Consider the following 24,191-nt stretch of genomic DNA (forward strand, 5'->3'; position numbering starts at 1 on the left):
CCCCTCTTTTCATCTTCCTCGCCCTTGCCCCCGCCCATTTCCGACGAGCAGTTGCACGCCCTGGTCGATGGCCGCCTGCCCGCGCAGCAGGCGCAGGCGCTGCGCGACCAGCTGGACGAAGACAGTGCCGCGCGCGTGGAGCAATGGCAACGCCAGCGCCAGTTGCTGCGCGCCCTGCATGCCGCCCGGGATGAACCCGGCATGCCCGACGAAATGCGCGCCGCCGCCGAACAGTTGCAGGGCCTGCACCAACGCCAGCAGCAGTGGTGGCGCTGGGGTGGCATGGCCGCAGGCTGGATGCTGGCCTTCGGCCTGGGCTGGCTGGTGCATGGGCAGCAGGCGGTGCCCGCTGCCGCGCCATCAACGGCGGCCACGCTGGCTGCCGCCACCCCGGCCCGCTTCGCCCACCAGGCGGCCGTTGCCCATGCGGTCTACCAGCCCGAGCAACGCCACCCGGTCGAGGTGGAGGCAGCGCAGCAGGCCCATCTGCTGCAGTGGCTGTCCAAGCGCCTGGGCCGGCCGCTGAAGCTGCCGGCACTCACGGACCTGGGCTATGAGCTGGTGGGCGGCCGATTGCTGCCCGGCGACAGCGGCGCACGCGCCCAGTTCATGTACCAGGACGCGGCCGGCGAGCGCATCACCCTGTACCTGGGCGCGCTGCAGGACCCGGCCACGCACAGCGAGACCGCCTTTCACTTCAGCAGCGACGGCCCCGTGCCCAGCTTCTACTGGGTGGACCAGGGCTTTGGCTATGCGCTCAGCGGCGCCCTGCCGCGCAACCGGCTGCTGCAGCTGGCCACGGCCGTGCACCAGCAGCTTTGAAGCCTGGGGCCACGGCTACCAGGGCAGCGGCGCCGCCTCGCCGTTGCCATGCTCGCCGTAGTACAGCGAGGGCAGGAAGCGCGACAGGTAGGTGAACTCCGTGTAGCAGTGGCGCAGCAGGCCCAGGCCCAGCGCGTCAGGCAGCTCGGCCGCCGGGTCGGCGCAGGACTGGCCCAGCAAAAAGCGGCTGCGCAGCACGCAGCCAAAAGGCGTGTCACGCGCCAGGTGCACCATCTGCCCGTCCATCGGGTCCCCGCTGGCGTCCAGCTGCACATGCTCGCCGAAGCCGATGCGCGCATACACGGCGGCCGAGGCGCGTTTTTCGGCAAAGGCCAGCTCCAGCTGCGCAGGGTCGAACAGCTCGCGCGGATCATGGAACTTGAGCCTGGCCGCCACGGGCGGAATATCGGCCAGGGACTCCACGGCCTCGATGGACGCGCCGATGTAGCTCTCGCCCTTCTTCCATTGCGCATCCCAGCCACGATGCGCGATGTGGTCATGCGGATGCCACCACTTGATGTGCTGCGTGGTCTCGAAGAACTTGAACCACCAGTCCAGCATGCGGCCGCTGCAGCCATGCAGGTCGGTGCGGCAGGCCACCACCAGGCAGCCGCTGGGCAGCCGCTGGATTCCCGTCTCCAGCCGCAGCGGCGTGATGTGCAGCAGCTCGTCGATGCGGGAAATGTCGGGCTCGAAGGCATGGGAGTTCATGGGTGTTTTCCGTTCCTGGATTGATGAGGAAAAGCCATCTTATATTAAAGAAACGAACATCGTTTCCAAACAATCGGATAATCCCTGCCGGGTAACAAAATGCTGCACAACCAGGCACGACCCTGCACAACACCGAACGGAACGACAAGAAATCCAATGGAATCCGAAATCACTCCTGCGGCCCCCAGGCCGCGCGGGCGGCCGGCCCGGCCCGAGCACGAGGCCAACGATGCCGCCCTGGCCGCCGCCACCTGGCTCTTGCTCAACGAAGGCTATGCCGCCACCACCATGGAAGCCGTGGCCAGGCGCGCGGGGCTGGCCAAGAAGACGCTCTACCGCTTTGCCGCCAACCGCGAGGACCTGGTAGCCCTGGTGGTGCGCGGCTGGACCGACGGTTTCCGCCCCGCCCTGTCGGCCGATGCGCAATCGGCCGCAGAGGTCGCGCCAGCGCTGGCCGAGATCCTGCGCGTGATTGCCGCGCGCGTGCTGTCGGCCGAGGCGGTGGGCATGTTCCGCCTGCTCACCACCGATTTCCCCGCCAAGCCCGAGCTGCTGGAGGTCTACCAGCGCAACGGCATAGAGCGCGGCCGCGGCATGCTGGTGGACTGGCTGCGGCGCCAGTGCAGCAAGGGGTTGCTGCGGGCCGAACAGCCCGAAGTCGTCTGCGACCTGCTGCTGTCCATGGTCATTGCCGAGCCCCTGCGGCAGATGGCCCTGGGCCTGACCCCGCCCGTGCCCGAATGGGACCCGGGGCCGCGCATAGAGCATGCGGTCCGGCTGCTTGCCGGCCAGGCCTGCAGCATGGAGCCGGCGGATCGTTGAATGAAAAAAGGCCACCCGGCATGGCGCCGGATGGCCTTTTGAACCCTTGGAGGTTTGAGCAACCGCCGCGCGATCAGTCCAGCGCTGCCAGCGGATGCGAATGCGCAGGCCAGGGGCTGTCGAAGAAGGCGCGCCATTGCGCTTCCTGTACCTCCTCGATGCTCGCAGGGTTCCAGCGCGGGTGGTGGTCCTTGTCCACGGCCAGTGCGCGTATGCCTTCGATGGTCTCGCTCTGGCCCGGGCGCAGGTAGAAGCAGTGGCGCACCATGTCGCGCTCCATGCGCAGGTCCTGGGCCAGCGTCATGCCGCGCGCGCGGCGGATCTGTTCCAGCACCACGTGCAGCATCAGGGGCGAGCGCTTGCGCAGCGTGGCGGCCGTGTGCCGGGCCCACTCGCCATCGGTGGCTTCAAGCGCCTCGACCATGGCAGCCACCGTAGGCAGGGCGAACACGCGGTCGATCTCGGCGCGAGGCTGGGCCGCAGGCTTGGCCGGGACCGTGAACTTCGACTTCACCAGGGCCTCGACGGCCGCTGCATCGGCAAAGCTGCCGGCGGCCAGCGCGTCCCACAGCGCAGGCTGCTGGTCCGAGGGCAGGTAGCCATCGGCCAGGCCGAAGTCCAGCGCATCGGCCGCGCCGATCACATCGCCCGTCAGCGCCAGCCACTCACCCGCGTGACCCGGGCAGCGCGAGAGGAAGTAGCCGCCACCCACATCGGGGAACAGGCCGATGGCCGTCTCGGGCATGGCCATCTTGGTGCGTTCGGTGACGATGCGCAGCGTGCCGCCCTGGCTGATGCCCATGCCGCCGCCCATGACGATGCCGTCCATGAAGGCGATGTAGGGCTTGCCAAAGGTGTGGATCAGGTGGTTGAGCGCGTACTCCTCGGTGAAGAAGTCCTCCAGCTGCGGATTGCCCGTGCTGCCCGCGCCATGCAGGAAGCGGATGTCCCCGCCCGCGCAGAAGGCGCCGAAGACCCCCTCCTTGCCCATGCCTCGGATGGCCACGGCCAGCACCTGCTCATCCTTTTGCCAGGCCAGCAGGGTGGCCAGCAGATCGCGCACCATGCCCAGCGACAGCGCATTCAGCGCCTTGGCCCGGTTCAAGGTGATCATGCCCATGCGGCCCCGCACTTCGCTGAGGACTTCGCCGGCAGCTCCCGTCATATCTTGCTCCTTGTTGCTATGCATGCCCTGCCCCGGCAGCCCGGGGCAATGAGCCGCAACCATAGCTGAAAAACCGCGCCCACCCCTGACAAACAGGTGCCAATATGCGCAACTGCGCGACTGCGCGACAGGCGCCGCAACGCCCCGCTCTCAGTCCAGAGAGACACCCGTGCTCTTGACCACGCCGGCCCAGCGCTTGATCTCGCTGCGGATGTAGGCGCCGTATTCCTCCGGCGTGGAGCCCAGGCCTTCGGCGCCCTGCAGCTGCAGCTTCTCGACAACGCCCGGGTCCTTGAGCGCGCGCATCAGCTCCTGGTTGAGCCGCTGGATGATGGCGGCCGGCGTTTTGGCCGGCACCATCACGCCCTGCCAGGCCCCGGCTTCGAAGCCGGACATGCCGCTTTCGGCCAGCGTGGGTGCATCGGGGAAGTTGGGCAGGCGCTTGGAGGAACTCACGGCCAGCAGCTTGAGCCGCCCCTCCTTGATGAAGGGCGCGACGGAGTTGATGGTGTCGGTCATGAAGTCGATCTGCCCGGCCACCAGATCCACGTCGGCCGGCGCGCTGCCCTTGTAGGGCACGTGGCTGGCCTCGATCTGGTAGTGCTGCACGACCTGGAAGGCCGCCAGGTGGGTGACATTGCCGTTGCCGGCCGAGCCATAGGACAGCTGGCCGGTCTTGTCCCTGGCATGGCGCACGAACTCCTGCACGTTCTTCACCGGCAGCTTGGGATTGACCACCAGGCCCAGCGGCACCACGGCCGTCAGCGCCACGGGCATCAGGTCCTTGCCCACGTCGTAGCTCATCTTCTTGTAGAGCGACGGGCTCAGCGCAATGGACGAGGTGTTGTAGAGCAAGGTATAGCCATCGGGCGCGGCCTTGGCCACCAGGGCATTGCCGATGTTGCCGTTGGCACCGGGCCGGTTGTCCACGATCACGGTCTGGCCCAGTTGCTGGCCGACCTGCTGGGCCAGCACGCGCGCCACCAGGTCGGTGGGGCCGCCCGGCGGGAAGGGCACGACCATCGTGATGGGCTTGCTGGGCCAGGGCTGCTGCGCCAGCGCGGCGCCGGGCAGTGCCGCACCCACTGCCACCGCCGCAGCCGCCGCAATGGGGGCCGCCAGGGTGACCAGCGCAATGCGGCGTCCTCTTTTGCGGGCCGCCTTGTCGATCTGCTTGTCCATGCTTTTGTCTCCTGATGTCGTTATGGGAATGCTTGTGGCCGCCTAGCTGCGCCCGGCCAGCAGGCGCACGGCCGTGTATTCCATGACCTTCTGGTGGCCATGGTTGAAGACCTCGATGCGCGAGGTGACGACGGCGCGGTTGCCCTTGGAGGTGGGCTTGATGGCGGTGACTTCGACCAGCGCCTCGATGGTGTCGCCCACCAGCACGGGGCCGAGGATCTTCTGGTGCAGCTCCAGCATGGCCAGGCCCGTGCCCTGGATCATGCTTTGCAGGATGAAGCCTTCGATCAGCGCATAGGTCATGGCGCCCGGCACGGGGCGGCCGGCAATGGCGCCGCCGTCGTAGCCCTCCTCGATGAAGATGGCCTCCAGCATGCCCGTGGCATTGATGAAGGCGACCAGGTCGGACTCGGTCACGGTGCGGCGGAAGGTGCGCAGCTGCTGGCCAACCTGCAGGTCCTGCCAGAAAAAGCCCTGGCCCATGCGGGGCACGGCGTTCCAGGCGGCGCCAGGGTGGGGCTGCGGGGTGTTCACTGTCATCTCATGTCTCCTGTTGCGTGATCTGCAGGCCGGCGATGCGCTCGGCGCTCCAGCCCGCCTGGGCCAGCAGCGCCGCCGTGTGCTCGCCCAGGCGCGGTGGCATGCCCATGGGGGCCTGCCGGCCATCCATGCGCACGGAGGAGCGAGGCAGGTGCACGGTGCCCATGGCGGGGTCCTGCAGCGGCACGAAGAACTCCGTGGCCTGCAGGTGTGGATCGGCGGGCAGATCGTCCATGCGCGCCACGGGGGCGGCGGGAATCTCCAGGCGCTGGCAGGTATCGAGCCAGTGCTGGGTGCCGTGCAGTGCCACATGCTCGCCCGCGGTCTCCAGCAGCTCGGCGATGTGGGCAGTGCGGCTGGCCTGGCTGGCAAAGCGCGCATCCAGGGCCAGCTGCGGCTGGCCCACGGCGGCGAAGAAGCGCTGCCAGTGCGCATCGGTGTACGGCATCATGCAGACGTGGCCGTCCAGCGTTCGGTAGGGCTTGCGCCAGGGCGCCATCACGCGCGGGTAGCCTGCGCCGCTGAGCGCGGGGCTGAAGTGCATGCCGTAGAAATGCTCGACCAGGTTGAAGCCCACCATGGTCTCGTACATGGGCACTTCCACAAAGCAGCCATGGCCGCTGCGCTCGCGCTGGAACAGCGCCGCCAGCACGGCATGCGCGGCCACCAGGGCGCAGGTCTTGTCGGCCGCAATGGTGGGCAGGTAGCGCGCCTCGCCCGTCTGGCGTTCCATCAGGTCGGCCAGGCCGCTCATGCCCTGGATGACGTCGTCATAGGCGGGCATGCCTGCATAGGGGCCGTCCTCGCCAAAGCCATGCAGGCCTGCATAGACCAGACGCGGATAGCGCTCGCGCAGCGTTGCGGGGTCCAGGCCCAGCGGGGCCAGCTTTTGCGGGCGCATGCTGTGCATGAACACATCGGCCGTGGCCAGCAGAGCATGCAGGGCCTGGCGCGACTCTTCCCGCTTGAGGTCCAGCACCACGCTCTTCTTGCTGCGGTTGGTGCCCATGAACATGGCTGCCATGCCGGGCTCCACGGCCGGGCCGGTATGGCGCGTGGAGTCGCCGGCCGGCGGCTCGATCTTGATGACTTCGGCGCCATAGTCGGCCAGCACCTGGCTGGCCAGCGGCCCGAACACCACGCTGGACAGATCCAGCACCCGAATCCCTGTCAACGCAGCCTGCACTGTGGTCTCCATGTTGCTTCAGGGAGCCAGTATTTGATATCTTCAAAGCTGCGTCTAAGACTTAATTCAGCATCTCTGATACACGGTAGATATCAATGGACCTGCGCCAACTGCGTCACTTCGTCACCCTGGCCCGCACGCTCAACTACCGGCAGGCGGCCGAGCAGCTGCACATGTCGCAGCCACCGCTGTCCCAATCCATACGCCGGCTGGAAGACAGCCTGGGCGTGCAGCTGTTCCAGCGCGACCGCCGGGGCACGGCGCTGACCGAGGCAGGCCTGGCGGCCCTGGAAAGTGCCGAGCTGGCCCTGCACCATGCGCGCCAGATGCAGGAGGTCTCGCGCGCCACGGCCGGCGGCGAGCGCGGACGCCTGCACATAGGCTTCATAGGCTCGGCCACGTTCTCGTTGATTCCGCGGCTGGTGCAGGCCTTTCGCAGCGAATATCCGCTGATCGACCTGGTGCTGACCGAATCGACCACGCGCGAGATCTGCGCGCAGGTGGCCAGCGGCGATTTCGATGCCGGCCTGCTGCGCTACCCGGTGACGCAGGCCACCGAGCTGTCCATCACGCCCGTGGAAAAGGACGAGCTGGTGGCCGTGCTGCCCGAAGGCAACCCGCTGCTGCAGCGGCCCGCCTTGCGGCTGCGGGATCTGGCGGACCAGCCCTTCATCAACTACCGCCCCAGCGAGGTGCCCGGCCTGCACGCGCTGGTGGTGCTGGCCTGCCAGAACGCGGGCTTCATGCCGCAGGTCAAGCAGCATGCCGTGCAGGCGCAGACCCTGGTCAGCCTGGTGGGTGCGGGACTGGGCGTGGCGCTGGTGCCAGCCGTGGTGGCCAAGGGCAGCACGCCGGGGGTGGTGTTTCGCGCGCTGGCAGATACCGAGAACCTGCCCTCCATCGGCCTGGCCCTGGCGCTCAATCCGCAGCAAAGCGCAGCGGCCGGGCAGCGCCTGCGCGAGTTGCTGCTGCAGCTGCAGTAGCAAGCAACAGCAGCAGCAGTTCCTTTGCCGTTGCGCCGGCACACCTGAGAGCGGCGCGCCAAAAAGACAAAGGCCGCAGATGCGGCCTTTGACAGTCAGGGCGGTGAAGCCAGGTGGCTTGCGTGCGCCCTGGTCGCAACAGCGCTTATGCGCCGCGCGAAGCGCGCTTGCGCTCGTTCTCGGACAGGTGGCGCTTGCGAACGCGGATGCTCTTGGGGGTGATTTCCACCAGCTCGTCGTCCTCGATGAATTCCACCGCGTATTCCAGCGACAGGTCGATCGGGGGCGTGATCTTGATGGCATCTTCCTTGCCGGACACGCGGAAGTTGGTCAGCTGCTTGGTACGCGTGGCGTTGACCACCAGGTCGTTGTCACGGCTGTGGATGCCGATGATCATGCCTTCGTACACGGGATCGTTGGCCTTGACGAACATGCGGCCACGGTCATCCAGCTTGCCCAGGGCGTAGGTGAAGATTTCGCCTTCGTCCATGGAGATCAGCACACCGTTCTTGCGGCCGCCGATTTCGCCCTTGTGCGGCTCGTAGCTGTCGAAGATGTTGGAGATCAGGCCGGAACCACGGGTCAGGTTCAGGAATTCGTTGGTGAAGCCGATCAGGCCACGCGCAGGAATGCGGTACTCCAGGCGCACGCGGCCGCGGCCATCGGGTTCCATGTTGACCAGCTCGCCCTTGCGCTCGCCCAGGGCCTGCATCACGCCACCTTGGTGGCCTTCTTCGATGTCGGCCGTCACCAGCTCGATAGGCTCGTGGCGCACGCCGTCCACGTCGCGGTAGACCACGCGGGGCTTGGACACGGCCAGCTCGTAGCCTTCGCGGCGCATTTCTTCCAGCAGGATGGTCAGGTGCAGTTCGCCGCGGCCCGACACTTCGAAGATGCCGTCTTCGTCGGTTTCCTTGACGCGCAGGGCCACGTTGGAACGCAGTTCCTTTTGCAGGCGGTCCCAGATCTGGCGGCTGGTCACGAACTTGCCTTCACGACCTGCCAGCGGCGAGGTGTTGACGCAGAAGTTCATGGTCAGCGTGGGCTCGTCGATCTTGAGCATCGGCAGCGGCTGGGGGTTCAGCGGGTCGGTCAGCGTGACGCCCATGCCCAGGTCGGCGATGCCGTTGACCAGCACGATGTCGCTGGGACCGGCTTCGGTCACTTGCACGCGGTCAATGCCCTGGAACTTCAGAACCTGGTTGATGCGGCCCTTGTAGCTCTTGCCGTCAGGACCTTCCATGACCAGCACGTCGGTCGAAGGCTTGAGCGTGCCGGAGGTGATGCGGCCCACGCCGATACGGCCCACGAAGGTGGAGTAGTCCAGCGCCGAGATCTGCATCTGCAGCGGAGCGGCAGGATCGCCCTTGACGGCGGGAACGTGCTTCAGGATGGTGTCGAACAGGGCCGACATGTCGGGGCCCCACTGTTCGCCGGGAGCGCCTTCTTCCAGCGAGGTCCAGCCGTTGATGCCCGAGGCGTACACCACGGGGAAGTCCAGCTGCTCGTCGGTGGCACCCAGCTTGTCGAACAGGTCGAAGGCGGCGTTGACCACGTAGTCGGGACGCGCACCGGGCTTGTCCACCTTGTTGACCACGAGGATGGGCTTCAGGCCCAGGGCCAGTGCCTTCTTGGTCACGAAGCGCGTCTGGGGCATGGGGCCTTCCTGCGCGTCGATCAGCAGCACCACGCCGTCCACCATGGACAGGGCACGCTCCACTTCACCGCCGAAGTCCGCGTGGCCGGGTGTGTCGAGGATGTTGATGTGCGTCTCGTTCCAGCTCACGGCGCAGTTCTTGGCCAGGATGGTGATGCCACGCTCGCGTTCGATGGCGTTGTTGTCCATCACCGTGTCCACGACTTTCTCGTGTTCGGCGAAGGTTCCGGATTGGCGCAGCAGCTGGTCCACCATGGTGGTTTTGCCGTGGTCCACGTGGGCGATGATCGCGATATTGCGGATTTGTTTGCTCATAGTGTTTTCCCATTGCCGCTGCGTCATGGGCGCGGCGTGTCTTCCAAAATCTGTTGAATTTCCAGTGAACTGAGCAGGCGCCCGGGGATGAGTTCCCCACGCACCACGCGCCCCACTCCCAGCAGAGCCTGTGGGTTCTCGCCATACACAGCCACCGCCTCGGCATCGGCCCAAGCGCCCTTGCGGGGCAGGCCCGTGAGAAAACGGGCCGCATCTTGCTCGCCCAGCGTGACAGCCGTGTGGCTGGCCAGCAGGGCGTCGACAGGCTGCAACTGCTGCAGACGCTCGCCCTCGCCCATGGCGGCCAGCGCCTCCAGCGAGATACAGCGCTCGACACCCAGCCCCCCGGTGTCGATACGGCGCAGCGCGCGCAGGTGCGCGCCGCAGCCCAGGGCCTCGCCCACGTCCTCGGCCAGCGTGCGGATGTAGGTGCCCTTGCTGCAGGTCACCAGCATCCGGATCGCAGGCAGCCCTTCGCTGTCTTGCGTCAGCGAAAGCTCCAGTGCGTGGATTGTCACTTCGCGCGCCGGGCGCTCGACTTCGATGCCGGCACGCGCATATTCATAGAGAGCCTTGCCGTCCTTCTTGAGGGCGCTGTACATGGGTGGCACCTGGCGGATCGCACCCGTGAAATGCGCCTGCACGGCGGCCAATCGCTCGGCCGTGAGGGCGGCGAGGTCAACGGCGCGCTCGCGCAGCACCTCGCCCTCGGCATCGGCCGTGGTCGTGGTCTGGCCCAGGCGCGCAATCGCCTCGTAGGTCTTGGCAGCTTCAAGCTGCAACTGGCTGAACTTGGTCGCCGCACCGAAGCACAGCGGCAGCACGCCGGTGGCCAACGGGTCCAGCGTGCCGGTGTGTCCGGCCTTTTCGGCGCGCAGCAACCACTTGACCTTTTGCAAGGCGTCGTTGCTGGACAGCTCCAGCGGTTTGTCGAGTAGCAACACCCCATGCACAGGGCGCCGCTGCACCCTTGTGCGTGGCGCGTTCATGGGGCTACTCTTCCTTTCCGCGCGAAGAAACGGCCTTGGCGATCAAGGCGTTCATGTCGGCCGCACGCTCGGAGGTGCGGTCGTAGATGAAGTGCAGCGTGGGCACTGTGTGGATGTGCAGGCGCTTGAACAGGCCATTGCGCAGGAAGCCTGCGGCCTGGTTCAACGCTTCCTGCGTCGCCTGTGGATCGCCCACGAGCAGGCTGAAGTAGACCTTGGCGTGGGCATAGTCCGGAGTCACCTCCACGCTTTGCAGCGTGACCATGCCCACGCGCGGGTCCTTCAACTCGCGCGCGATCAGCTCTGCCAGATCACGCTGGATCTGGTCAGAGACTTTGAAGCTGCGATTCGGCGCAGCGGACTTGCGTGTTGCCATGGCGAATTACAGCGAGCGCGCGATTTCCTTGATCTCGAACACTTCGAGCACGTCGCCTTCGCGAATGTCGTTGTAGTTCTTGAGCTTGATACCGCACTCGAAGCCTTCCTTGACTTCCTTGACGTCGTCCTTCAGGCGCTTGAGCGATTCGATCTCGCCCGTGTAGATGACCACGTTCTCGCGCAGCAGGCGGAAATGCGCATTGCGCGTGACCTGGCCTTGCGTGATGTACGAGCCGGCCACGGTGCCGATCTTCGAAGCCACGAACACGGTGCGGATCTCGGCCATGCCGATGATCTCTTCCTTGCGCTCGGGAGCCAGCATGCCCGACATGGCCGCCTTCACCTCTTCGACTGCGTCGTAGATGATGTTGTAGTAGCGCAGGTCCACATCGTTGCTCTCGGCCGTCTTGCGCGCCTGGGCATCGGCCCGGACGTTGAAGCCGATGATGATGGCCTTGGAGGCCAGCGCCAGGTTCACGTCGGACTCGCTGATGCCGCCCACGCCCGAGTAGACCAGCTGAACGCGGATCTCGTCGGTCGAGAGCTTGAGCAGCGATGTGCCCAGCGCTTCCTGCGAGCCCTGCATGTCGGCCTTGATGATGATGGGCAGGGTCTGGACCTCGCCTGCACCCATTTCGGCAAACATGTTCTCGAGCTTGGCGGCCTGCTGGCGGGCCAGCTTGGTGTGGCGGAACTTGCCGGCACGGTAGGTCGCGATTTCGCGGGCACGACGCTCGTCCTGCAGCACCATGAAGTCGTCGCCGGCCTGGGGCACGTCGGACAGACCCTGGATTTCCACCGGGATGGAGGGGCCGGCAGACTTGGTCTGCTTGCCGTCTTCGTCCAGCATGGCGCGCACGCGGCCGTAGGTCTGGCCTGCCAGCACCACGTCGCCCACCTTCAGCGTACCGGACTGCACCAGCACCGTGGCCACAGGGCCGCGGCCCTTGTCCAGCTGGGCTTCGATGACCAGGCCCTTGGCAGCGGCTTCCACGGGAGCGGTCAGCTCCAGCACTTCGGCCTGCAGCAGAACCTGCTCCAGCAGCTCGTCGATGCCCTGGCCGGTCTTGGAGGACACGGCGATGAACGGGGACTCGCCGCCGTACTCTTCAGGCACCACCTGCTCGGCCACCAGGCCTTGCTTGACACGGTCGAGGTTGGCATCGGGCTTGTCGGCCTTGGTGATGGCAACCACGATGGGCACACCAGCCGCCTTCGCGTGCTTGATGGCTTCCTTGGTCTGGGGCATCACGCCGTCGTCGGCCGCGCACACCAGGATGACGATGTCGGTGGCCTGGGCACCACGGGCACGCATGGCCGTGAAGGCCTCGTGGCCCGGGGTATCCAGGAAGGTGACGATGCCGCGGGGCGTCGTCACATGGTAGGCACCGATGTGCTGGGTAATGCCACCGGCTTCGCCCGATGCCACCTTGGTGCGGCGGATGTAGTCCAGCAGCGAGGTCTTGCCGTGGTCCACGTGGCCCATGACGGTGACCACGGGAGCACGCGACTCCTGGGCAGCTTCCTGCTGGGACACTTCCTCGGCCGTGAAGGCTTCGGGATCGTCCAGCGCAGCGACCTTGGCCGTATGGCCCATTTCCTCGACCACGATCATGGCCGTGTCCTGGTCCAGAGGCTGGTTGATGGTGACCATCTGGCCCATCTTCATCAGCACCTTGATCAGCTCGGACGCCTTGACCGACATCTTGTGCGCCAGCTCGGCCACGGTGATGGTCTCGGGCACGTGCACTTCGATGGCGCGGAATTCCGCTGCCGCGCTCTGGTGCTGACCGTCATGACGGTCATTGCCACGACGGCCGCCACGCGGGCCGCCGCGCCAGTTGGAACGGCCACCCACGCCACCGGAGCTGTCGCCACGGGTCTTGATTTCCTTCTTCTTGCCATCGCCAGCCCAGCTCGACGAGAGCTTGGCGGACTTGACTTCCTTGCCGGCACCGGCAGGCGCACCCGCACGCGCACCGGCTCCACCGGTGGTCGTGCCAGCGGGCTTGTGCAGCGTGGTCTTCTTGGCATCGCCGGCAGCGGGCGCTGCAGGCTTGGCCACGGGCTTGGGCTCTTCAGGCTTCTTGGCCACGAGCACCTTCTTGGGCGCAGCCATCATGGCGCGAATGGCTTCGGCCTCGGCCAGCGCCTTGCGGCGGCGGTCTTCCAGATCCTTGGCGCGTTCGGCTTCCTCGGCCGCACGGGCCTTGGACTCTTCCTCGGCCTTGACGCGAGCCGCAACCTGGGCTTCGGCGCGCGCGGCCTGGCCTGCAGCCTGCTCACGCGAAGCTTCCTGCTTCGCGCGGTTGGCCTCGAGGATCTTTGCGGCTTCTGCAGCCGCATAGGCGCTTGCGCGCTCTTCGGCTTCTCGTTCGCGTTGTTGAACTAGTTCGCGCTCTTCGCGCTCACGGCGTTGCTGTGCCAATTCTTCCTCCTCGCGGCCGATCATTTCGGCCTGGCGACGTGCTTCCCCTTCGCGGCGCACCAGATCCTGGGACTCGCGCTCCGATGCCGCGCGCTGCTCCTGGGCAGCGGCAACGACAGCGGGATCGGAGGCGCCCTCGGCGACCTCGTCACGCTTGACGAAGGTGCGCTTCTTGCGCACTTCCACCTGGATGGTGCGGGCGCGGCCCGACGAATCGGCCTGCTTGATCTCGCTTGTGGACCGTTTGGTCAGCGTGATCTTCTTGGCGCCACTTCCGTGGCTGGCCTGCAGATGGCTGAGCAGTTGCTGCTTGTCGCCGTCGGTCAACGCATCCGATGCGTTGTCCTTGGCGACGCCTGCAGCCTTGAGCTGCTGCAGCAACGTGTCAGGGGTCTTGTTGAGCTCTCTTGCAAACTCGGCAACCGTATTACTGGACATATATGCTCTGAACCTCCCTGACCTTACTCTTGCCCTTCGGTGAACCAGTGTTCACGCGCCTTCATGATCAAAGCCTTCGCTTCTTCCTCGGTCTGCCCGGTCAGCTCGGTCAACTCGTCGATGGCCAGATCGGCCAGATCGTCTCGGGTGTGCACATCGGCCTCGGCCAGCTTGTCCACGATCTCCGGAGTCATTCCCTCGAGCGTCAGCAGATCCTGCGACACTTTGCCCACGTTTTCCTCGTGCGCGATTTCCTGCGTCAGCAGTGCATCTTTCGCCCGGGTGCGCAACTCGTTCACCGTCTCTTCGTCGAACGCCTCGATTTCGAGCATTTCCTGCAGCGGCACATAGGCCACTTCTTCCAGGGTCTCGAAACCTTCCTCGATGAGGATGTTGGCGATTTCCTCGTCCACATCGAGCTTTTCCATGAACAGCTGGCGCGCAACAGCGGACTCGTCCGCCTGCTTTTGCGCAGACTCAGCCGCGTCCATGATGTTGATCTTCCAGCCGGTGAGCTCGGAAGCCAGGCGAACATTCTGACCGCCACGGCCGATGGCGATGGCGAGGTTTTCCTCGTCAACCACCACGTCCATGGCATGCTTTTCCTCGTCCACAACGATAGACGACACATTGGCCGGAGCCAGCGCGCCGATCACGAACTGTGCAGGGTCTTCGGACCACAGCACGATGTCCACGCGCTCGCCAGCCAGTTCATTGGTGACGGCGTTGACACGGGTGCCTCGCACGCCGACACAGGTGCCGATGGGATCGACACGCTTGTCATGGCTAAGCACGGCGATCTTGGCGCGGCTGCCGGAATCGCGAGCGCAGCTCTTGATCTCCAGCAGGCCCTGCTCGATCTCGGGCACTTCGTTGCGGAACAGCTCGACCATGAACTCGGGCGCCGAGCGCGACAGGATGATGGGCGCGCCGCGCAGCGTGGCGTCCACTTCCATGATCATGGCCCGCACGCGGTCGCCGTTGCGCAGGTTTTCCTTGGGGATCATCTCGTTGCGGCGCAGGCGTCCTTCGACACGGCCGGCCTCGACGATGATGTCGCCCTTGTCCATGCGCTTGACGGTGCCCGTGAAGATCCGGTCGCCGCGCGACAGGAACTCGTTGAGCAGCATTTCGCGCTCGGCGTCACGGATCTTCTGCAGGATGACCTGCTTGGCCGCCATGGCGCCGATGCGGCCGATGGGCACCGACTCGATCTCTTCCTCGATGTACTCGCCTTCGGAGATACCGGGGACGCGGTCCTGTGCGTCCATCAGCATTTCTTCGGCATCGGGGTTTTGCAGGCCCGCATCATCGGGCACCACCAGCCAGCGGCGGAAGGTGTCGTAGTTACCGCTATCGCGATCGATGGCCACGCGGATGTCCACCTCACCTTGGTACAGCTTCTTGGTGGCCTGGGCCAGGGCCGATTCCACTGCACCGAACACCAGATCGCGCTCCACGTTCTTTTCGCGCGAAATGGCTTCTACCAACATCAACAATTCGCGATTCATGCGACGACTCTCCTATTTCAATCACACAGGAAGGGGATGGCAGTGCCCTTCCTGCCCCAATGATTCGACGTACCCTGCCTGCTCCGATCAGACCGGCTTGGCAGAACGCCCCTTGAAATCCACGATGGGAGCCAGACGCGCCTCGCGCAGCTCCTCCAGAGTGAAGCCCAGCGCCTGCAGGGGCGCGGGAACACGCTTTTTGCTGACCTTCTGGCCAGGCTTGACGGGTGGCTCGTCGCTCCAGACGATCTGCCAGCCACCATCTTCGGCACGCTCCAGCGTGCCGCGGAATTTCTTGCGATTGGCGCTGACCTGCCCTTCAGCGGCGGCGCCGATGGGCTCCTTGAGGGTCAGGTCGATGACTTCACCGACAAAGCGGGTGAAGTCCTGCTCGTGCCGCAGGGGGCGGTCGATACCAGGGGAGGAGACCTCAAGGCGCGTGTAATCTGCGCCATCAACCTCAAGCGCGAACTGCAGCTGGCGCGTGATCTTCTCGCAGTCCTCGACTGTCACGAACTGCTCCGGCACCACCGGCTCACCCTCCACCGGGGGCTGCCAAGGCAAATCAATTGTGACGCGCAACAGCCCGCCCGCCGAGCGTTCTATTTCCACCAGGTCATAGCCCAGACCTGTCACGGTTTGTTCAACGATTTGCTGTAGTGCCACGTGTATTTAAATTCAGTCCTGCAAACACAAAAGACCCGGAACGCCCCTGAAACATTGGCAGCAGCCATGTCCCAACAGCGCCGAGCCCCATGGCAATCCCGAAGGTCGCCCGAAGATCGCCCAAAAAAAAGGGCGGTTGGTACCCGCCCGTTTGGTCGTGAATATGCCATTGTATCCGCAAACGACCTTCAGGCCAAGCCCGCCCCGCACAAAAGCGGGGACAGGACGGGGTGCTCAGGCCCGCCCGCGCACTCTTGGCCCGGCGTCAGGCGCCAACGCGCTCCAGCGCCTGCGCCGACTGGAGCCGCCGCAAGAGGGCCTGCGCCTCGGCGGGGTCGGCAGGGGCCGCGCCCGGGTCCTGGGCCAATGACTGCAGCATGCGCGCCACAACCCCCGCCTGGGGCAGCACCGGCCCCAGAAAACGTGCGCGCTCGCCATCGGCCACCAGCAGCGAGGGGAAGGTTTCGATGTCCAGGTCTCCGGCCACGTCCTCGCGGTCCTCGACATCAAGCCAGACAAAGCGCATCTGCGGGAACTGGCTTGCCAGTTCCGCAAACGTGCTTCGGTATTGGTTGCAAACGCCGCACCATTGCGCGCACAGGCAAACCACCCACCAGGGGCGGGTGGCGTCGCTGTCGTCCGGCAGCTTGCCGGCCATTGAATCCATGAAAGCCTCTCAGAAACCACGCCCTTCCCGGGCGCGATAAACCTCCATGTTACCGATTTCCGCCGCCTTGTTGCCCCAGGCGTTGCGCACATAGCTGGCCACGGCGGCCACCTGTGCGTCGGACAGCACATGACCGAAAGGCGGCATGCCGTGCGGCTGCGGCTGCTGCCGGGTGGAGGGTGGGTAGCCCCCCTCCAGCAACACCAGCAACAGGTTGCGCGGCTCGGCCAGGGTCACGGAGGCATTGCCCGCAAGCGCGGGAAACGCGCCCGGCGTTCCCTGGCCCTCGGCACCGTGGCAAACCGCGCATTGCCGCTCGTAGATGGCCCGCCCCAGGGCCATTTGCCCGGATGGCACGGGCGCGGCAGCAGGCCTGCTCCTGGGCGGGCCTGCTGCCGCGCCCTGCTCCTGCAGGTAGGAAGCGAGGGCCTGCAGATCCTGCGGCTGCCAGTGCTGTGTGCTGCGCGCCACGACTTCGGCCATGGGGCCCAGCGCCGATCCCGAAGGACCCGAGCCCGTCTGCAGCAACTGCACCCAGGCGGACTCCTGGCCTGCGCACACGCCAGCTTCTCCCGGATCAAGCAGCGATGGCGCATACCAGGCCTGCCCTGCCACAAAGCCACCGGACATGGCCTGGGACGAGGCACCCATGCCGTTGCGCGGTGCATGGCAGGCCGCGCAGTGCCCCAGGCCCTGGGCAAGATAGGCACCGCGATTCCAGGCAACCGCCTTCTGCGGCCGGTCCTGCCAATCCTGCGGGGTGAAGAACAGCGCGCGCCAGACAGCCAGCGAGCCCTGCCAGCCATAGGGAAAGTCCAGCGCATGCCGGGGCACCTGCGCGCGCACGGCAGGCAGGCTTTGCAGATAGGCAAACAATGCGTCCGAGTCGGCGCGCGTCACATGGGTGTAGCTGTCATATGGAAAGGCCGGATACAGCAGGCGCCCTTCCCGTGACCGCCCGTTATGCATTGCACGCCAGAAGTCCTGGGCCGTCCACAGCCCCAGGCCACTTTCCTTGTCAGGCGTGAGATTGCTGGTGTAGAGCGTGCCGAACGAGGTGGGCAGGCCCCGCCCGCCCGCATACTCGGCGCCGCCAGCCGCCGTATGGCAGCCTGCGCAGTTGCCCACGCGGGCCAGGTAGGCACCGCGCTCTATCAAGGCGGCCGGCGTTTCGCGCGCGCCTGACCAGCCGCCATGGCCGTAGGCGTGCACGCCCTGCTCGCCCCGCAGGTTGAGCCAGACCAGGAGCGCGCCCAGCAGGGCGATGATCAGCAACGCCAGCCCTGCCACCCTGGCCAGCCGCCGTCGCCCGTGTGTGTTCCCGCTTGCCGCGTTTTCTGCCAGGGTGTTCATGGCTTGCCCTCCTGGACAGCAATGGCGGCTACAGCGCCGCAGCGCAGCGGCATGGGCAGGGCCAGGGCTTCATGTCCGCCCGGCGCCGCCAGTGCAGGGCGCGATGACAGCCAGGCCGTGACGGCCACAACCTCCTGCGCCGTCAGCGCCTTGGCCACCTGGTCCATGCAGTCGGGCGCTGCCGCCTTGCGCTGGCCGGAGCGCCAGGCACCGATCTGGCTGTTCAGATAGTCGCGCGACAGGCCCAGCAGGCCCGGAATATCGTCACCCGCACCCATGAGCCGCTCACCATGGCAGGCAGCGCAGGCGGGCAGGCCGCGCTGCGCGTCGCCCCGCAAGACCAGTTGCTCGCCACGGGCGAGTTCAGCGGGCGGCAGTTGCGCCGGCACGGGCGGGGCATAGGGAAGCTCCAGGCCTGCGAAGTGCGTTGCGATCTGTCGCAGATAGTCGTCCGACATGAATTCGATCAGCCGGTTCATGGCGGGATAGCTGCGGCGTCCTTGCTGGAAGTTCTTGAGTTGGCGGTACAGATAGCCTGCGGGCTTGCCCGCAATGCGCGGAAAGTAACCGCTGGGCGTGGCCCGGCCCTCGGGACCATGGCAGGCCGTGCAGGCCAGCACCCTGGAGGCCATGGAGCCCACATCGGGCAGCGGGGCGCTGACCACGGCCGGCGGCAGGTCTGCCATGGGCACGCCTGGTGCTGGCTGCATGGTCTGCGCGGTCTGCGCCATCACCCCGCAGGTTCCACACGCGCCGGCCACCAGCCATGCGCCCAGCAGGGCCCTCCATCCCCTGGAGCCTGTGCGCCCCCGCCCAGCCCGCCACCGACTGCCATGTGCCATGTCCGACGCCTCCTGTTCCGTCCTGCCGACGCGCGAATGTAATGAACCCGTCACAAGATGCCAGTCAAGCAGGAAAAGGCACATCGGTTGAGACCCTGCCATGACCGGGCTATGCTGCTTTCGGGTTTGTCCAGAACATCGCCCGCAAGGGCCGGAGGACGGAAATTCATGGATTACAAGGACTACTACCGCATCCTGGCCGTGGACAGGCAGGCCAGTGCCGATGACATCAAGAAGGCCTACCGCAAGCTGGCGCGCAAGTACCACCCCGATGTCAGCAAGGAGGCGGACGCCTCCGAGCGCATGGCCGAAGTCAACGAAGCCAATGCCGTGCTGTCGGACCCCGAAAAGCGCGCAGCCTATGACGCCCTGGCCGATGCGCCGCGCCGCAGCGGGCCCGGCGCCGGCGGCTTCCAGCCACCGCCCGGCTGGGAAGGGCAGGACTTTCACTTTCGCAGCAGCGACGGCGCCATGCCGGAGGGCGACGCGGACTTCAGCGAGTTCTTCTCACAGATGTTCGGCCAGGGCGCGCGTGCCCGTTATGCGGGCGGAGGCGGCCAGCATCGCGCTCCGCCTGACCTGCGCGGGCAGGACCAGCACGCCAGCATCGAGCTGGACCTGCTGGACAGCTACCAGGGCGCGCAGCGCAGCCTGCACCTGCGCACCACGGTGCTGGATGACGACGGACACCCGGTGGCGCGCGACAAGGAATTGCAGGTCAGCATTCCCAAGGGCGTGCGCGAAGGCCAGATGATCCGCCTGGCCGGCCAGGGCGGCCCGGGCCTGGGCAACGGCCCGGCAGGCGATCTGCTGCTGGAAGTGCACCTGCGCCACGACCCGCGCTGGTGGGCAGAGGGCAAGGATGTCTACCAGCCCGTGTCCCTGGCCCCCTGGGAAGCCGCACTGGGCGGCCCGGTCCGCGTGGCCACCATTGCCGGTGAATTCGAGGTCAGCGTGCCCGCAGGCAGCCGCGCTGGCCGCAAGCTGCGCATCAAGGGCAAGGGCTTGCCCGCCGCCACGCCGGGCGACCTGTACCTGGTGCTGGGCATCGCCCTGCCCGAGCCCCAGACCGACGCCCAGCGCCAGGCCTATGCGGCACTGGCCCAGGCCTTTCCCTCGTTCGATGCCCGCCAGCACGCAGCGGGCCAAGGAGCCACGCGATGAGCACGCCGCTGTACCCCTTCTACGAACCCGCAGAACTGCTGGGCGAAGGCGCTCTGGACCTGCAGGATCTGGCCCGCCACTGCCAGCGCAACACCGCCTGGGTGGTGGAGCGTGTGCAGACCGGCGTGCTGTACTGCGAAAACGAGCCGTCCGGCGAAGCGGCCGCGCCGCAGGCACAGTGGCGCTTCAGCAGCCAGACCCTGGTGCGCGCGCGCCGCATAGCCCATCTGGAGCACAGCTTCGATGCCGACCCTCAGCTGGCCGCGCTGACGGCGGACCTGATCGAGGAAGTGCAGATGCTGCGCCGCAAGCTCCAGGCACTGCAGCATTGAGAACGCCGCCTCAAAAGCAAAAGCCCTCGTAAGAGGGCTTTTGCTTTCAGAACGCGGCCGCAGCAGGCGCGCATGCGGCCCGCCGTGCTCAGCGGTGACGCTTGCCGGGGTTCTTCTTGGTGTGGGTGTGGGCGCCACGGGCGCGGCTCACGCGCTGGCCACGGCCGGGCGTCGGCAGGGTGACGCCGTTGGGCAGGGGAGGCTGGGGAGTGAACTTGCGGTCGGCTTCGGTAACGATCTTGTTGCCCATGGCATTTCCTTCTTCAAAAAAATGAGAACGCGCAATTAGGCCATAGACCTGCATGACCGCGCACAAAAAAACACATGGCCTGCTCTGGCATAGGGAAAGTTCCAGCGTTGCGCGGCCCGCACAGCACCGGCGCAGGCAGCGCCGGCCTACACTGCGGCCCGGTTTTCTGTCCTAAAGTAGGAGCACGCTGCCAAGCGCGCAAGACCCTGGCATGCACGTCTGCCTGAACACGGAGTTCCGCACCATGTCACCCCGCCACCCCAATACAGAGTCAACCACCCCATCCACTTCCCGCCCCGCCTGGGTGCTGCCCACGGCCGGCCTGGCAGGGCTTGCCGTAGGCGCCGCCGCAGCAGCGTTGCTGTGGAAGGGCCTGCGCAACCCACCCATCCCCCCTACCGTGGAGCCGGTGCGCGGCTGGGACATCCAGCGCTACATGGGCCGCTGGTATGAAGTGGCCCGCATCGACCACAGTTTCGAAAAAGGCCTGGAGCGCACCCAGGCCGAGTACACACCGCTTCCCGACGGCACGGTGCACGTGCTGAACCGGGGCTACGACGCCCGCCACCGGCGCTGGAAATCCTCCGAGGGCAAGGCCCGCACGGTGCACGGCCCGGACGTTGCGGCGCTCAAGGTCTCGTTCTTCGGCCCGTTCTACGGCGGCTACAACGTGGTGGCTCTTGATGCCGAGTACCGCTGGGCCATGGTGGTGGGATCGGACCTGCGCTATTTCTGGATTCTTTCGCGCACGCCCGAACTGGCCGACGGCGTGGCGGCACGCCTGCTGGCACAGGCCCGGCTGCTGGGCGTGCCCGTGGACAAGGTCCAGTGGATCCTGCAGGACGGAGTCAATCCCACGGGCAGCTGGTAGCGCGGTCCGGCAACTGCCTCAGAACCCCTCGGGCATGCCGTCGCCCGAGAAGCCGGCGGCCTCCACCAGCCGCTGCGTGTACGCCTGGCGCGGCGCGCCCAGCACCTGGGCGACGGGGCCGGATTCGACGATGGCGCCATCCTTCATGACCACCACGTCATGGGCCATGGCGCGGATCACGTCCACGTCATGCGTGATCAGCAGATAGGCCAGTCCCCGCTCGCGCTGCAGCCGCTGCAGCAGGCCCAGCACCTGCTGCTGAATGGTCACATCCAGCGCGCTGGTGGGCTCGTCGAGCACCAGCACCTCGGGCTCCAGCACCAGAGCGCGTGCAATGGCGATGCGCTGGCGCTGACCTCCCGAGAATTCGTGGGGATAGCGGTCAAGCAGGCCGGGAAACTGTTCCTGCGTCAGGCCCACGGCCGACAGCATCTCCACGATGCGGTCGCGTTGCTGCGGCGCCGTCAGCGACGGCGCATGCACGCGCAGGCCTTCGCCAACGATCTGCTCCAGCGTCAGCCGGGGCGACAGCGATGAGTACGGGTCCTGGAACACCACCTGCACCTTGCGCCGCAGCGCACGGTTGGCGGGCGAGTTGCGCGTGGCTGGCTGCTGCCAGGCATGGCCGGCAATGCGCAGCCGTCCTTCATGGGGCAGCAGCCCCAGCACGGCCTGGGCCAGCGTGGACTTGCCCGATCCTGATTCACCGACCACACCCACGGTGCGCCCGGGCAACAGCGCCAGGTCTGCGGACTGCACGGCGACGAAGCGCCCCTGGCCGAACCATCCGCGCATGCCTGCCAGCGGCACCGGATAGCTGACCTTGAGGCCCTGGGCCTGCACCAGCGGCTCGCCAGCCGTGGCCTGGGCGCCTGCCTCCACCTCGATCAGGTCGCGGCGCGGCACGCTGGCCAGCAGCTTGCGCGTATAGGCATGGCGCGGAGCCGCCATGACCGCCGACACCCCGCCCTGCTCCACCAGTTGCCCGCGCTCCATCACCGCCACGCGGTCGGCAAAGCGCCGCACCAGGTGCAGGTCGTGCGTGATCATCAGCACGGCCATGCCGGTCTGGCGCTGCAGGTCATCGAGCAACTGCAGGATCTGGCCGCGCAGCGTGACATCGAGTGCCGTCGTCGGCTCGTCGGCCAGGAGCAGGCGCGGGCTGCTGGCCAGCGCCATGGCGATCATGGCGCGCTGGCGCTGCCCGCCACTGAGCTGGTGGGGAAAGGCGCGGGCGCGGCGCACAGGCTCGGCAATGCCGGTGGTCGCCAGCAATTCGGTGGCCTGGACCAGGGATTGCGCTCGCGTCAGCCCTTGCTTGAGGCGAAGCACCTCGCCCACCTGCTCGCCCACGGTCATCAGCGGGTTGAGCGCCGTCATGGGCTCCTGGAAAATCATGGCCACGTCGCCGCCGCGCACGGCGCGCATCTCGCGCTCGGGCAGGCGCAGCAGGTCGCGGCCGTCGAACAGGGCCTGGCCTCCCAACTGAGCGTCTCCAGCCAGCCGCAGCAGCGACAGCGCGGTGATGGTCTTGCCCGAGCCGGACTCGCCCACCAGCGCCAGCTTCTCGCCTGCCGCCAGGTCGAAGCTCACGCCGTGCACCACATCCTTGCTGCCGAAGCGCACGCGCAGGTTGCGCACGGACAGCAATGTCCGGCCACGGCCGGGGGGCGAAGGTAGCTCCATTGCCGGCTGCTCTGCGTTCATGCGGCGTCCTTTGCATCGACACCGGGGGCGGCATCGCTGGCAGCGGCCTTGCGCGGGTCCAGCGCATCGCGCAGCGCATCGCCCATGAAGGTCAGCAGCAGCAGCGTCACCACCAGCACGGCAAAGGTGGACAGCGAGATCCACCAGGCATCGATGCTGTTCTTGCCCTGGTTCAGCAACTCACCCAGGCTGGGGGTGTCAGGCGGCACGCCCAGCCCCAGGAAGTCCAGCGAGGTCAGGGCCAGGATGGCCGCACTCATGCGAAACGGCAAAAAGGTCACCACGGGCGTCATGCTGTTGGGCAGCAGATGGCGCCAGATCAGCGCGCCATTGCCCACGCCCAGCGCCCGCGCCGACTTCACATAGTCCAGCTGGCGGTTGCGCAGGAACTCGGCACGCACGTAGTCCGACAGGCCCATCCAGCCGAACAACGACAGCAGCACCAGCAGCAGCGAGACGCTTGGCGCCAGCACCGCGCTGAAGATGATCAGCAGATACAGCTCGGGCATGGAGCCCCAGATCTCGATGAAGCGCTGGAATGCCAGATCGGTCCTGCCGCCGAAAAAACCCTGGACGGCCCCCGTCACCACGCCCAGCACCACGCCCGACGCCGTCAGCGCCAGCGCAAACAGCACGCTGACGCGAAACCCGTAGATCAGCTGGGCCAGCAGATCGCGCCCCCGGTCATCGGTACCCAGAAGGTTGTCGCGCGAGGGCGGCGCCGGATTGGGCGAGGTCGCAAAGTAGTTCAGCGCCTGTGGCCCATAGGGATTGAGCGTATACAGCGCCCAGTTGTCGCCCTGGCTCAGGCGGTCGCGGATGAAGGGGTCCAGGTAGTCGGTGGCCGTCTCGAAGTCGCCGCCGAAAGTCTTCTCGGAATAATCGTTCCACAGCGGCCAGTAGGTCTGGCCTTCGTAGCGCACCACCAGGGGCCGGTCGTTGCTGATCAGCTCGGCGCCCAGGCTCAGCACCACCATCACGCAAAACGCCACCAGGCTCCAATATCCCAGCCGATTGCGCCTGAACCGCATCCAGGCCCGCCGCGCCGGCGAAACCGCCGCCGCCGCCAGCGGTGCAGGCGCCCCAGCCCCTGGCAGCCCCGTTCCAGAAACCACAACGGATTGCATTTCAGTGTCCATGTCGCTCCAGGAAACGAAGCCCGGCGCCACGCGCCGCCCGTCCGCCCCCCGCGATACAGGGCGCCGTGCATAC

23 protein-coding genes are annotated in these 24,191 nt (G+C 66.6%); 6 read left to right on the top strand and 17 right to left on the bottom strand.

The features are described 5' to 3' along the window. Window positions 1–24 precede the first annotated feature (24 nt). A complete protein-coding gene (locus tag BW39_RS18280) occupies window positions 25–822 on the top strand; it encodes an anti-sigma factor family protein (protein WP_043823535.1) in 798 nt (265 codons plus the stop codon). 15 nt (window positions 823–837) lie between these two features. Here BW39_RS18280 and BW39_RS18285 read toward each other — a convergent pair whose 3' ends face one another. Then, a complete protein-coding gene (locus BW39_RS18285) occupies window positions 838–1,533 on the bottom strand; it encodes a DAPG hydrolase family protein (RefSeq protein WP_012204844.1) in 696 nt (231 codons plus the stop codon). Window positions 1,534–1,689: 156 nt separating this feature from the next. On the opposite strand from BW39_RS18285, the gene BW39_RS18290 reads away from it, so the two are divergent. Next, window positions 1,690–2,355, top strand: a complete 666-nt coding sequence (locus tag BW39_RS18290; RefSeq protein ID WP_043823536.1) for a TetR/AcrR family transcriptional regulator — start codon at window positions 1,690–1,692, stop codon at window positions 2,353–2,355. 73 nt (window positions 2,356–2,428) lie between these two features. On the opposite strand, the gene BW39_RS18295 is transcribed toward BW39_RS18290, so the two are convergent. The 4 genes from BW39_RS18295 to BW39_RS18310 form a co-directional block, all read right to left on the bottom strand. Beyond that, on the bottom strand, window positions 2,429–3,520 hold the full coding sequence (locus BW39_RS18295; protein ID WP_043823577.1) for an enoyl-CoA hydratase/isomerase family protein: 1,092 nt from the start codon (window positions 3,518–3,520) through the stop codon (window positions 2,429–2,431). Window positions 3,521–3,670: 150 nt separating this feature from the next. Further along, on the bottom strand, window positions 3,671–4,702 hold the full coding sequence (locus tag BW39_RS18300; RefSeq protein ID WP_043823538.1) for a Bug family tripartite tricarboxylate transporter substrate binding protein: 1,032 nt from the start codon (window positions 4,700–4,702) through the stop codon (window positions 3,671–3,673). Between the two features lie 42 nt (window positions 4,703–4,744). Next, window positions 4,745–5,242: a MaoC family dehydratase gene (locus BW39_RS18305; protein ID WP_043823539.1), complete on the bottom strand. Its 498-nt coding sequence runs from the start codon at window positions 5,240–5,242 to the stop codon at window positions 4,745–4,747. A 1-nt stretch (window position 5,243) separates the two neighbouring features. Further along, window positions 5,244–6,440: a CaiB/BaiF CoA transferase family protein gene (locus BW39_RS18310; RefSeq protein WP_043823540.1), complete on the bottom strand. Its 1,197-nt coding sequence runs from the start codon at window positions 6,438–6,440 to the stop codon at window positions 5,244–5,246. A gap of 83 nt (window positions 6,441–6,523) precedes the next feature. Here BW39_RS18310 and BW39_RS18315 point away from each other — a divergent pair, with 83 nt between their 5' ends. Continuing rightward, window positions 6,524–7,411, top strand: coding sequence for a LysR family transcriptional regulator (locus tag BW39_RS18315; RefSeq protein WP_043823541.1), 888 nt, complete (start codon window positions 6,524–6,526; stop codon window positions 7,409–7,411). A gap of 145 nt (window positions 7,412–7,556) precedes the next feature. Here BW39_RS18315 and typA read toward each other — a convergent pair whose 3' ends face one another. The 9 genes from typA to BW39_RS18360 all read right to left on the bottom strand — a co-directional run bounded on the left by typA (window position 7,557) and on the right by BW39_RS18360 (window position 18,655). After that, window positions 7,557–9,383 (bottom strand): translational GTPase TypA, encoded by a 1,827-nt coding sequence (gene typA / locus BW39_RS18320; RefSeq protein ID WP_034398352.1) that lies wholly within the window; start codon window positions 9,381–9,383, stop codon window positions 7,557–7,559. Between the two features lie 23 nt (window positions 9,384–9,406). Next, window positions 9,407–10,372, bottom strand: a complete 966-nt coding sequence (gene truB, locus BW39_RS18325; protein ID WP_043823543.1) for a tRNA pseudouridine(55) synthase TruB — start codon at window positions 10,370–10,372, stop codon at window positions 9,407–9,409. A gap of 4 nt (window positions 10,373–10,376) precedes the next feature. After that, entirely contained in the window at window positions 10,377–10,748 is a 372-nt protein-coding gene (gene rbfA / locus BW39_RS18330) for a 30S ribosome-binding factor RbfA (RefSeq protein WP_012204835.1), read from the bottom strand. Window positions 10,749–10,754: 6 nt separating this feature from the next. Next, window positions 10,755–13,616 (bottom strand): translation initiation factor IF-2, encoded by a 2,862-nt coding sequence (gene infB, locus BW39_RS18335; protein ID WP_034392162.1) that lies wholly within the window; start codon window positions 13,614–13,616, stop codon window positions 10,755–10,757. A 23-nt stretch (window positions 13,617–13,639) separates the two neighbouring features. Beyond that, a complete protein-coding gene (gene nusA / locus BW39_RS18340) occupies window positions 13,640–15,127 on the bottom strand; it encodes a transcription termination factor NusA (protein ID WP_012204833.1) in 1,488 nt (495 codons plus the stop codon). An 87-nt stretch (window positions 15,128–15,214) separates the two neighbouring features. Continuing rightward, a complete protein-coding gene (rimP, locus tag BW39_RS18345; protein ID WP_034392158.1) occupies window positions 15,215–15,793 on the bottom strand; it encodes a ribosome maturation factor RimP in 579 nt (192 codons plus the stop codon). A 265-nt stretch (window positions 15,794–16,058) separates the two neighbouring features. Next, window positions 16,059–16,460: a thioredoxin family protein gene (locus tag BW39_RS18350; RefSeq protein ID WP_052155372.1), complete on the bottom strand. Its 402-nt coding sequence runs from the start codon at window positions 16,458–16,460 to the stop codon at window positions 16,059–16,061. Window positions 16,461–16,469: 9 nt separating this feature from the next. Continuing rightward, complete coding sequence (locus tag BW39_RS18355) at window positions 16,470–17,813, bottom strand: c-type cytochrome (RefSeq protein ID WP_043823545.1); 1,344 nt, start codon at window positions 17,811–17,813, stop codon at window positions 16,470–16,472. After that, a complete protein-coding gene (locus BW39_RS18360) occupies window positions 17,810–18,655 on the bottom strand; it encodes a c-type cytochrome (RefSeq protein WP_043823546.1) in 846 nt (281 codons plus the stop codon). Before BW39_RS18360 ends, BW39_RS18355 begins: the two co-directional genes overlap by 4 nt. A gap of 168 nt (window positions 18,656–18,823) precedes the next feature. Between BW39_RS18360 and BW39_RS18365 the strand changes: the two genes are divergently transcribed. Both BW39_RS18365 and BW39_RS18370 read left to right on the top strand, forming a co-directional pair. Continuing rightward, window positions 18,824–19,819 carry a DnaJ C-terminal domain-containing protein gene (locus tag BW39_RS18365; protein ID WP_043823547.1) on the top strand — a complete coding sequence of 332 codons (996 nt, stop codon included), beginning with the start codon at window positions 18,824–18,826 and terminating at the stop codon, window positions 19,817–19,819. Then, window positions 19,816–20,151 carry a chaperone modulator CbpM gene (locus tag BW39_RS18370; protein WP_043823548.1) on the top strand — a complete coding sequence of 112 codons (336 nt, stop codon included), beginning with the start codon at window positions 19,816–19,818 and terminating at the stop codon, window positions 20,149–20,151. The genes BW39_RS18365 and BW39_RS18370 overlap by 4 nt, the downstream gene beginning before the upstream one ends. A gap of 88 nt (window positions 20,152–20,239) precedes the next feature. Here BW39_RS18370 and BW39_RS31720 read toward each other — a convergent pair whose 3' ends face one another. Continuing rightward, a complete protein-coding gene (locus tag BW39_RS31720) occupies window positions 20,240–20,401 on the bottom strand; it encodes a hypothetical protein (RefSeq protein ID WP_012204826.1) in 162 nt (53 codons plus the stop codon). 244 nt (window positions 20,402–20,645) lie between these two features. On the opposite strand from BW39_RS31720, the gene BW39_RS18375 reads away from it, so the two are divergent. Next, window positions 20,646–21,272 carry a lipocalin family protein gene (locus tag BW39_RS18375; protein WP_043823579.1) on the top strand — a complete coding sequence of 209 codons (627 nt, stop codon included), beginning with the start codon at window positions 20,646–20,648 and terminating at the stop codon, window positions 21,270–21,272. A gap of 18 nt (window positions 21,273–21,290) precedes the next feature. Here the strand turns inward: BW39_RS18375 and BW39_RS18380 are convergent, their stop codons facing one another. Together BW39_RS18380 and BW39_RS18385 are read right to left on the bottom strand one after the other, a co-directional pair. Further along, window positions 21,291–22,979 (bottom strand): ABC transporter ATP-binding protein, encoded by a 1,689-nt coding sequence (locus BW39_RS18380; protein ID WP_043823549.1) that lies wholly within the window; start codon window positions 22,977–22,979, stop codon window positions 21,291–21,293. Then, window positions 22,976–24,118, bottom strand: a complete 1,143-nt coding sequence (locus tag BW39_RS18385) for an ABC transporter permease (protein ID WP_081816243.1) — start codon at window positions 24,116–24,118, stop codon at window positions 22,976–22,978. Before BW39_RS18385 ends, BW39_RS18380 begins: the two co-directional genes overlap by 4 nt. Window positions 24,119–24,191 lie beyond the last annotated feature (73 nt).

The sequence above is a fragment of the Delftia sp. RIT313 genome (assembly GCF_000632165.1).
GTDB lineage: Bacteria > Pseudomonadota > Gammaproteobacteria > Burkholderiales > Burkholderiaceae_C > Comamonas > Comamonas acidovorans.